The following is an 8,079-nucleotide window of genomic DNA, read 5'->3' on the forward strand; positions in this document are numbered from 1 at the left end:
CGCTGCAGAGCTCCTTAGGCGTCAACATGCTGGCGCTGAACCGCGGCAGGCCCGAGCAGATGGGCCTCAAGGAGATGGTCACCGCCTTCGTGGACTTCCGCGAAGAGGTGGTCGTCCGGCGCACCAAGTTCGAGCTGTCGAAGGCGCGCGACCGCGGCCACGTGTTGGTGGGTTTGGCCATCGCCGTCGCCAACATCGACGAGTTCATCCACATCATCCGCTCGTCCAAGGACCCGAGCGAGGCGCGCGAGCGGCTCGTGGCCAAGGACTGGCCGGCCGGCGACATGCTGCCGCTCGTCGAGCTGATCGCCGACCCGCGCACCCTGGTCATCGACGGAAACAAGATCCGGCTTACCGACGAACAGGCCCGCGCGATCCTGGCGCTGACGCTGTCGCGCCTGACCGGTCTCGGCCGCGACGAGATCTTCGGCGAGGCGCGCGAGCTGGCCGACGTGATCCGCGGTCACCTCGAGATCCTCGCCTCCCGCGAGAAGGTGATGGGCATCGTCCGCCAGGAGCTGGTCGAGGTCCGCGAGCAGTTCGCTGTCCCGCGCCGCACCGAGATCGTCGAAGGCGACGCCGACGTCGAGGACGAGGATCTGATCGCGCGTGAGGAGATGGTGATCACCGTCACCCACGGCGGATATGTGAAGCGCACCCCGCTCGCCACCTACCGGACCCAGCACCGGGGCGGGAAGGGTCGCTCGGGCATGGCGACGAAGGAAGAGGACGCGGTCACCCGCGTATTCTCGGCCAACACGCACACGCCGATGCTGTTCTTCTCCAGTGGCGGCAAGGCCTACAAGCTGAAGGTGTGGCGCCTGCCGCTCGGCACGCCCACCTCGCGCGGCAAGGCGTTCGTCAACCTGCTGCCGATCGAGCCCGGCGAGAGCATCACCTCGATCCTGGCGCTGCCCGAGGACGAGGCGACCTGGGATCAGTACGACGTCATGTTCGCAACGCGCTCGGGCAACGTGCGCCGCAACAAGCTGTCGGACTTCGTGGACATCCGCCGCAACGGCAAGATCGCCATGAAGCTGGACGAGGGCGACGCAATCATCGGCGTGGGCGTGTGCAACGCGCAGGCGAACGATGTCCTGCTGACGACCGCGCTGGGCCGCTGCATCCGCTTTGCGGTGGACGAGGTCCGGGTGTTCGCGGGCCGGGATTCGACCGGCGTCCGCGGCGTGCGCCTCGCTGAGGGCGACAGCGTCATCTCCATGGCGATCCTGCGGTCGGTGCCGGCGACGCCGGCCGAGCGTGCGGCCTACCTCAAGCACGCCAAGGTCATGCGCGCGGCCATGGGCGAGGCCGAGGACGGCGACGAGGCTCCGGCGACCGAGGACGACGACGAGGCCGGAGACGAGATGGCCAGCCTCAGCCCCGAGCGCATCGCCGAACTCGGCGCGGCCGAAGAGGTCATCCTCACGGTCTCGACTGAAGGCTACGGCAAGCGGACCTCGGCCTACGAGTTCCGGCGCACGGGCCGGGGCGGCCAGGGTCTGCTGGCCCAGGACCTGACCAAGCGCGGCGGCAAGCTCGCCGGCTCGTTCCCGGTCGAGGACGGCGACGAGATCCTGCTGGTCAGCGACCAGGGCCAACTGATCCGCATCCCGGTGCGGCAGGTGCGGCTCGCGGGTCGCAACACCCAGGGCGTGATCATCTTCCGCAAGGGCGCGGATGAGCACGTCGTCTCGGTGGAGCGCCTGGCCGACACCGGCGGCGACGAAGACGAGGTCGACGCGGACGGCGGACCGGTCGAGGGCGGCGAGACCGAGGCCTAAGGCTTCCGCCAGGACGAGCTTAGGCGAGCGAGCCCCCGCGCGAGCGGGGGCTCTGTCGTTTTCGGTCGGCGAGAACGGTGAACCAGGGAAGGGCTTCCCCAACGTCAGCCGAACCAAGTTTCACTTGCCAGATTGCTGCGGTGCGGCGAAAGGCGGAGGTGGGTGAGTTGGGGAGCCTCGAACCATGACCCGCATCGGCCTGTACCCGGGGACCTTCGACCCGATCCACAATGGCCATACCGACATCATCGGTCGGGCCGTGAAACTGGTGGACCGCCTGGTGATCGGCGTGGCCATCAACGCGGGCAAGGGCCCGCTGTTCGACCTGGATGAGCGCGTCGCCATCGTCGAGGAATCGATCGACGGGTTGCGAAACCAGGCCGAGATCGTGGTGCAGCCGTTCGAGGGGCTGACCATGCACTTCGCCCGCGACGTGGGCGCCAGCGTGATCGTGCGCGGCTTGCGGGCGGTGGCCGACTTCGAGTTCGAGTTCCAGATGACGGCGATGAACCAGCAGCTCGATCGCGACATCGAGACCGTGTTCTTCATGGCCGATCCGCGTCACCAGGCGATCGCCTCAAAGCTGGTCAAGGAGATCGCCCAGCTCGGCGGAGACGTCGCCAAGTTCGTCAGTCCGTCCGTCCAGGCGCGGCTGCTGGCGAAGGTGGGCCGCGCCTGACGCATCGCCGGGCTGGCCTCGCAAGGTCCGCCCCGCTACGAGGATTTCATGACGAGGAAGACCGCCCTGATCGCCGCGACGCTCGCGGCGTGCGCCGCTACCGCCGTGGCCCAGCCGCAGAAGCCAGCGCCCGCGCCGCCGCGGCCGAGCGCGCCGACGGCCGCCGACTGGCGGACGCCCAATCCCGACGACGTTCTGGTGATCGACACCAACAAAGGCCGGATCATCGTGGAGCTGGTTCCGGAGGTCGCGCCAGAGACCGCCGGGCGCGTGCGCGAGCTCGCGAAGCGCAAGTTCTACGACGGCCTGACGTTCTTCCGCGTCATCGAGGGGTTCATGGCGCAGACGGGCGACCCGCAGAACAACGGCACCGGCAACTCCGAGCTGCCGGACATCAAGGCTGAGTTCTTCTTCCGGCGCGGCGTCGACATGCCGGTGGTCCTTGCCGACAACCAGCACGTGGCCGAGGTGGGTTTCATCAAGGCGCTGCCGGTGATGAGCCAGAGCATGATGCTGGCGCCGCTGACCGCAGACGGGAAGGTGCAGGCCTGGGGCCTCTATTGCCCGGGCGTCCTGGGCATGGCGCGCGGCGAGGACGCGAACTCGGCCAATAGCCAGTTCTTCCTGATGCGGGACAAGTATCCCCGGCTCGAGAAGCGCTACACCGCGTTCGGCCGCGCCCTGGTCGGCCAGGACGTGATCAACGCCATCAAGGTGGGCGAGCCCGTGCCCGAACCACAGGACCGCATGGAACGCGTGCGGGTCCTTTCCGATTTGCCCGAGAACGAGCGGCCGAAGATCCGCGTGATTGATCCTGCCGGCCCGTGGTTCAAGGCCGAGGTCGCGCGCGCCAAGGCGGCGCAAGGGTCGAACTTCTCGGCCTGTGACGTGAACATTCCTGTCGAGGTGAAGTGATGGACGCCGATAACACCCTGATCATGACGCTGGAGAGCGGTCCGGTGACCATCAAGCTGCGGCCGGACCTCGCGCCCAAGCACGTGGAGCGGATCAAGGAACTGACCCGCGAAGGCTTCTACGACGGCGTCGTCTTCCACCGCGTGATCCCGGGCTTCATGGCCCAGGGCGGCGATCCGACCGGCACCGGGACGGGAGGCTCCAAGAAGCCGAACCTTCCCGCCGAGTTCAGCCGCGAGCCGCACGTGCGCGGTGTTTGCTCGATGGCCCGCACGCCGAACCCGAATTCGGCCAACAGCCAGTTCTTCATCTGCTTCGACGACGCCACCTTCCTGGACGGCCAATACACCGTCTGGGGCGAGGTGGTGGAAGGCATGGAGCACGTCGACGCCCTGCCCAAGGGCGAGCCGCCGCGCGAGCCCGGCAAGATCGTCTCGATGCGAGTGGCCGCGGACGCCTAAGGGCCTCGGCGATGGCGCCCCGGCTGAAGGTCTTCGTCACCTCCGACGGCCTCACGGACTACGTGGTGGCGACGACGTCCAAGGTGAAGGCGCTTGCGGCCTGGGGCAGCCATCAGGACCTGTTCAAGACGGGGCTCGCCCGCGAAGCGGACGATCCCGAGCTGATCAAGGCGGCGACGGCGCGGCCGGATGAGGTGCTGCGGCGTCCCGCCGGCACACGGGGCGAGCTGGCCAAGCTGAAACCGGCCAAGAAGGCCGCGCCGAAGAAGCCTGCCGGTCCGTCGAAGGCGGCGCTGAAGAAGGTCGCCGACCTCGAGAAGCGCCTCGCCGCGGCAGAGGCGGCGCACGCCCAGGCGCTGGAGGAGCTCGAGCGCAAGCGCCAGACCCTCGAGACGAAGGGCGCCGCCGAACTGGCGCGACTGCAGGATCAGCTCAACGCCGCGAAACGGGCGCTAGGGTCATGACAATCGGATAGTGGTCCGAGCCGAGCCGCGGGCCCCGCTCGACCTTCACCGTGGCCCAGTCAGATCCGGCGTACACGTGGTCGATCGGCAGGAAGGGGAACAGTCCCAACCACTGCAGACGCTTGTATTGGCGCGCGGGCCAGGAAAAGAGCGCGCGGTCGCGGCGGATCAGGCCGAACTCGGCGTCCCAGCGGCGCCGCGAGAAGCTCCACGGCGCGGAGTTGAAGTCGCCGGCCACGATGGTGCGCTCGCGAGGCGACATGGCGATCACCCTGGCCAGGCCGGCCTCCTGAGCCTGCTGGTCCGAACTGTCCGTGGGCCAGGCATAGTGGACCCCGATCACGGGAAAGGTCCCGCGCGCGTCGCGAAAGACGGCGCGCGTAAGGGGGCCTGGATAGGGGCCGCGCAACCGGACCATCTCGCCGCGCACCGGCGGCCGCCTCGAGAGGATCATCACCTCGCAGGTGCGGCAGGTGACGTGCCAACCCGATCGCTGGGCGACCAGCTCGCGCAGCCGCGGCGTGGTCTCCTGGAACAGCACGAGGTCGGCGTCCTGGCCGAGCGCCCAGTCGAGGGCGCCTTCCAGGTCGTCGTTGCGGCTCCAGACGTTGAATTGGACGACCTTCAGCTGATCGGGGGCGCTGGCGGGCGCCTTCGGGCCCGTGTCGCGCAGGTATTCCGGCGCCATCAGCGCGCCGGCGCAGAGCACCGCGGTCGCCGCCATGCCCAGGATCAGCGCCCGGACATAGCCGCGGAACAGGAAGGCTCCGGCCAGCGCCAGTAGCCCGCCCGCCAGCCAGAGCGGCGCGAAGTGGGCAAGGATGTCGAACCTCAGGCTGGTCCGTCCCATGTGGGCGGCCGCCGCCGCGCCGGCGCACAGCGCGGCGCCGGCGAACACTGGCGGGGCCAGAAGCACGGAGAGGGCGACTCGGAAGGCGCGCATCGCAACCCGCCTAGCATGGCCTGGCGCTTGACGCGCCTGCGGCCCCGTGGCCTTGAGCGCGGCCCATGCGTGTCGCCGATTTCGACTTCGACCTGCCTGAGGAGCGCATCGCGCTCCGGCCCGCGAGCCCCAGGGATTCCGCGCGCCTGCTGCTGGTCGAACCGGACCAAGCCTTCCAGGACCTGAGCGTCCGCGACCTGCCGGGCCTGCTGCGCCGCGGGGACGTGCTGGTCGTGAACGACACCCGCGTGATCCCGGCGAGGCTGAAGGGCGTGCGCCTGCGCGACGAGAGCCGCGTCGCCGTCGAGGCCACCCTGCATCAGCGCAAGTCGGCGAGCGTGTGGACGGCCTTCATGCGCCCGGGCAAGCGCCTGGCGCCCGGCGATCGCGTGAGCTTCGGCGCGATGGACGACCGCGCCTGCCTGCTGGGCGCACTGGACGCCACGGTCCAGGCGAAGGGCGAGGGCGGCGAGGTGACGCTGGCGTTCGATCTCTCCGGCCCGGACCTCGACGCCGCCATCGCCGAGCGCGGGGCCATGCCGCTGCCGCCCTACATCGCCGCCAAGCGGGGCGAGGATGAACAGGACCGCGCCGACTACCAGACGGTCTACGCCCAGGAGGACGGCTCCGTCGCCGCGCCCACCGCCGGGTTGCACTTCACGCCCGAACTCCTGGCGCGGCTGACGGACGCAGGCGTGACGACCGAGCGGGTGACGCTGCACGTGGGCGCGGGGACCTTCCTGCCCGTGAAGGTTGAGGAGGTCTCCGAGCACAAGATGCACGCCGAATGGGGCGAGGTGGACGCGGCCACCGCCGAGCGTCTGAACGTGGCGCGCGCCGCCGGCGGCCGGATCGTCTGCGTGGGCACCACCTCGCTGCGCCTGCTGGAGAGCGCCACCGGTGAGGACGGCGTCGTGCGCCCGTTCTCGGGCGAGACGGCCATCTTCATCACGCCAGGCTACCGGTTCCGGGCGGCCGACGGCCTGATGACCAACTTCCACCTGCCCAGGTCGACGCTGTTCATGCTCGTCTGCGCCTTCGCCGGATACGAGACGATGCGCATGGCCTACCGCCACGCCATCGAGACCGGCTACCGCTTCTATTCGTACGGCGACGCGTCGCTGCTCTGGAGAGCCTGATGGCTGCGTTCCCGTTCACGATCAGCACCACCGACGGCAAGGCGCGGACGGGCGTGCTGGCCACCCCGCGCGGCGACATCCGCACGCCCGCCTTCATGCCGGTGGGCACCGCCGGGACGGTGAAGGCCCTGACGGTGGAGCAGGTGGCCGAGACCGGCGCCGACATCCTGCTGGGCAACACCTACCACCTGATGCTGCGGCCCACGGCCGAGCGGGTGCGGAAGCTGGGCGGCCTGCACAGGTTCATGCGCTGGGAGAAGCCGATCCTGACCGACTCCGGCGGCTTCCAGGTCATGTCCCTGTCGCAAATCTCCAAGGTCACCGAGGACAGCGTCACGTTCCAGAGCCACCTGGACGGAAGCCGCCATGTGCTGACCCCCGAGCGGTCGATCGAGATCCAGGCCGACCTCCTGGGTTCGGACATCGTCATGCAGCTGGACGAGCTCGTGGCCCTGCCGGCCACGCCGGAGAGGGCCGCCGAGGCCATGCGCCGCTCCGCCCGCTGGGGGCAGCGCTCAAAGAACGCATTCGGCGAGCGGGATGCTCAGGCGCTGTTCGGCATCCAGCAGGGCGGCACCGACGAGGCCTTGCGCGGCGAGTCCGCCGAACGCCTGCGCGAGATCGGCTTCGACGGCTACGCCATCGGCGGGCTGGCCGTGGGCGAGGGGCACCAGGCCATGTGCGAGGTGCTGGACTTCGCCCCAGGCATGCTGCCGACCGAGCGGCCGCGCTACCTGATGGGCGTCGGCAAGCCGATCGACATCGTGGAGGCCGTGTACCGCGGCGTCGACATGTTCGACTGCGTGCTGCCTACCCGCTCGGGTCGTCACGGTCAGGCCTGGACGTGGGACGGTCCCCTGAACCTGAAGAACGCCCGCTTCGCCGAAGACGAGAGTCCGCTGGACCCGATGATCCCGGTTTCGGCCAGCCGGGACTACTCCAAAGCCTATCTGCACCACCTGGTGAAGGCGGGCGAGATCCTGGGCCAGGTGCTGCTCTCCTGGCACAACGTCGCCTTCTTCCAAGCCCTGATGGGCGAGATGCGCGCCGCTATCGCCGAGGGGCGGATGGAGGCGTTCCGGCGGGACTTTGCGGCCCGTCAGGCGCCCGCGTCGGGAAGCGGGGAACGAAGCGCCGGGTAGGATCCGGCGGCGGCGTGCCGGCCTTCTCGTGGCTGGGCGTCGCGGGCGGGTTGCAGCCCTTGGCCTCGCCCAGGCCCTTCAGATAGGCCCGCCGCACGCCGCCGGAGAAGATCGCGTCGCGCACCAGCCGGTCGTGCCGCTCGGCTCCGGTCAGCTTGCGCACCCACCCGCGGAACGGGATGGCGTCGGACGCCAGGTCGGCGGCCACGCCGAGGGCGGTCTCCTTGCTCCGGTCCATCACGTCCTGGTCCTCGACGGCGATCCTGTCCAGGTCGGGGCCCAGGGCGTCGTCCAGCGGCCGCACCAGGGCGATCAGCGCCCGGCAGTTGTAGCCCTTCGGCGGCCGCGCATAGGGATCGGCCATCGCCTCCAGCAGCACCCGCGGGATCTTGGCGCGTACGACGTTCAGGTCGCGCAGCGGCGCGGTGGCGGCGCCCTGGACACTTTCACGCTTCAGCTCGTCAGCCGTCTTCACACGCTCCTCCGGCGAGGGCGGCGGCGTCTGGGCGGCGGCGGTCGACGCGGCAAGGATCAGGGCGAGGGCGGTGAGGG

General features: G+C 69.7%; 9 protein-coding genes. 7 read left to right on the forward strand and 2 right to left on the reverse strand.

The window, feature by feature from the left end:
• The 5 genes from RIF93_RS16400 to RIF93_RS16420 form a co-directional block, all read left to right on the forward strand.
• Window positions 1-1,784, forward strand: a 1,784-nt coding sequence (locus RIF93_RS16400; protein WP_309092523.1) for a DNA gyrase C-terminal beta-propeller domain-containing protein, incomplete at its 5' end; no start/stop codon positions are given.
• 184 nt (window positions 1,785-1,968) lie between these two features.
• Window positions 1,969-2,463 carry a pantetheine-phosphate adenylyltransferase gene (coaD, locus tag RIF93_RS16405; protein ID WP_309092524.1) on the forward strand — a complete coding sequence of 165 codons (495 nt, stop codon included), beginning with the start codon at window positions 1,969-1,971 and terminating at the stop codon, window positions 2,461-2,463.
• 48 nt (window positions 2,464-2,511) lie between these two features.
• Entirely contained in the window at window positions 2,512-3,378 is an 867-nt protein-coding gene (locus RIF93_RS16410) for a peptidylprolyl isomerase (protein WP_309092525.1), read from the forward strand.
• On the forward strand, window positions 3,378-3,839 hold the full coding sequence (locus RIF93_RS16415; protein WP_309092526.1) for a peptidylprolyl isomerase: 462 nt from the start codon (window positions 3,378-3,380) through the stop codon (window positions 3,837-3,839). Before RIF93_RS16410 ends, RIF93_RS16415 begins: the two co-directional genes overlap by 1 nt.
• An 11-nt stretch (window positions 3,840-3,850) precedes the next feature.
• On the forward strand, window positions 3,851-4,303 hold the full coding sequence (locus RIF93_RS16420; protein WP_309092527.1) for a hypothetical protein: 453 nt from the start codon (window positions 3,851-3,853) through the stop codon (window positions 4,301-4,303).
• Here RIF93_RS16420 and RIF93_RS16425 read toward each other — a convergent pair.
• The gene (locus RIF93_RS16425) at window positions 4,272-5,246 is read right to left on the reverse strand and encodes an endonuclease/exonuclease/phosphatase family protein (protein ID WP_309092528.1); all 975 of its coding nucleotides are present in this window, start codon (window positions 5,244-5,246) and stop codon (window positions 4,272-4,274) included. The two genes, RIF93_RS16420 and RIF93_RS16425, sit on opposite strands and share 32 nt — an antisense overlap.
• A 65-nt stretch (window positions 5,247-5,311) precedes the next feature.
• On the opposite strand from RIF93_RS16425, the gene queA reads away from it, so the two are divergent.
• A complete protein-coding gene (gene queA / locus RIF93_RS16430; RefSeq protein WP_309092529.1) occupies window positions 5,312-6,385 on the forward strand; it encodes a tRNA preQ1(34) S-adenosylmethionine ribosyltransferase-isomerase QueA in 1,074 nt (357 codons plus the stop codon).
• The gene (gene tgt / locus RIF93_RS16435; protein WP_309092530.1) at window positions 6,385-7,527 is read left to right on the forward strand and encodes a tRNA guanosine(34) transglycosylase Tgt; all 1,143 of its coding nucleotides are present in this window, start codon (window positions 6,385-6,387) and stop codon (window positions 7,525-7,527) included. Before queA ends, tgt begins: the two co-directional genes overlap by 1 nt.
• On the opposite strand, the gene RIF93_RS16440 is transcribed toward tgt, so the two are convergent.
• A complete protein-coding gene (locus RIF93_RS16440; protein ID WP_309092531.1) occupies window positions 7,436-8,062 on the reverse strand; it encodes a hypothetical protein in 627 nt (208 codons plus the stop codon). The two genes, tgt and RIF93_RS16440, sit on opposite strands and share 92 nt — an antisense overlap.
• Window positions 8,063-8,079 lie beyond the last annotated feature (17 nt).

Source organism: Phenylobacterium sp., assembly GCF_031181185.1.
In the GTDB taxonomy this organism is placed as follows: Bacteria; Pseudomonadota; Alphaproteobacteria; order Caulobacterales; family Caulobacteraceae; genus Phenylobacterium.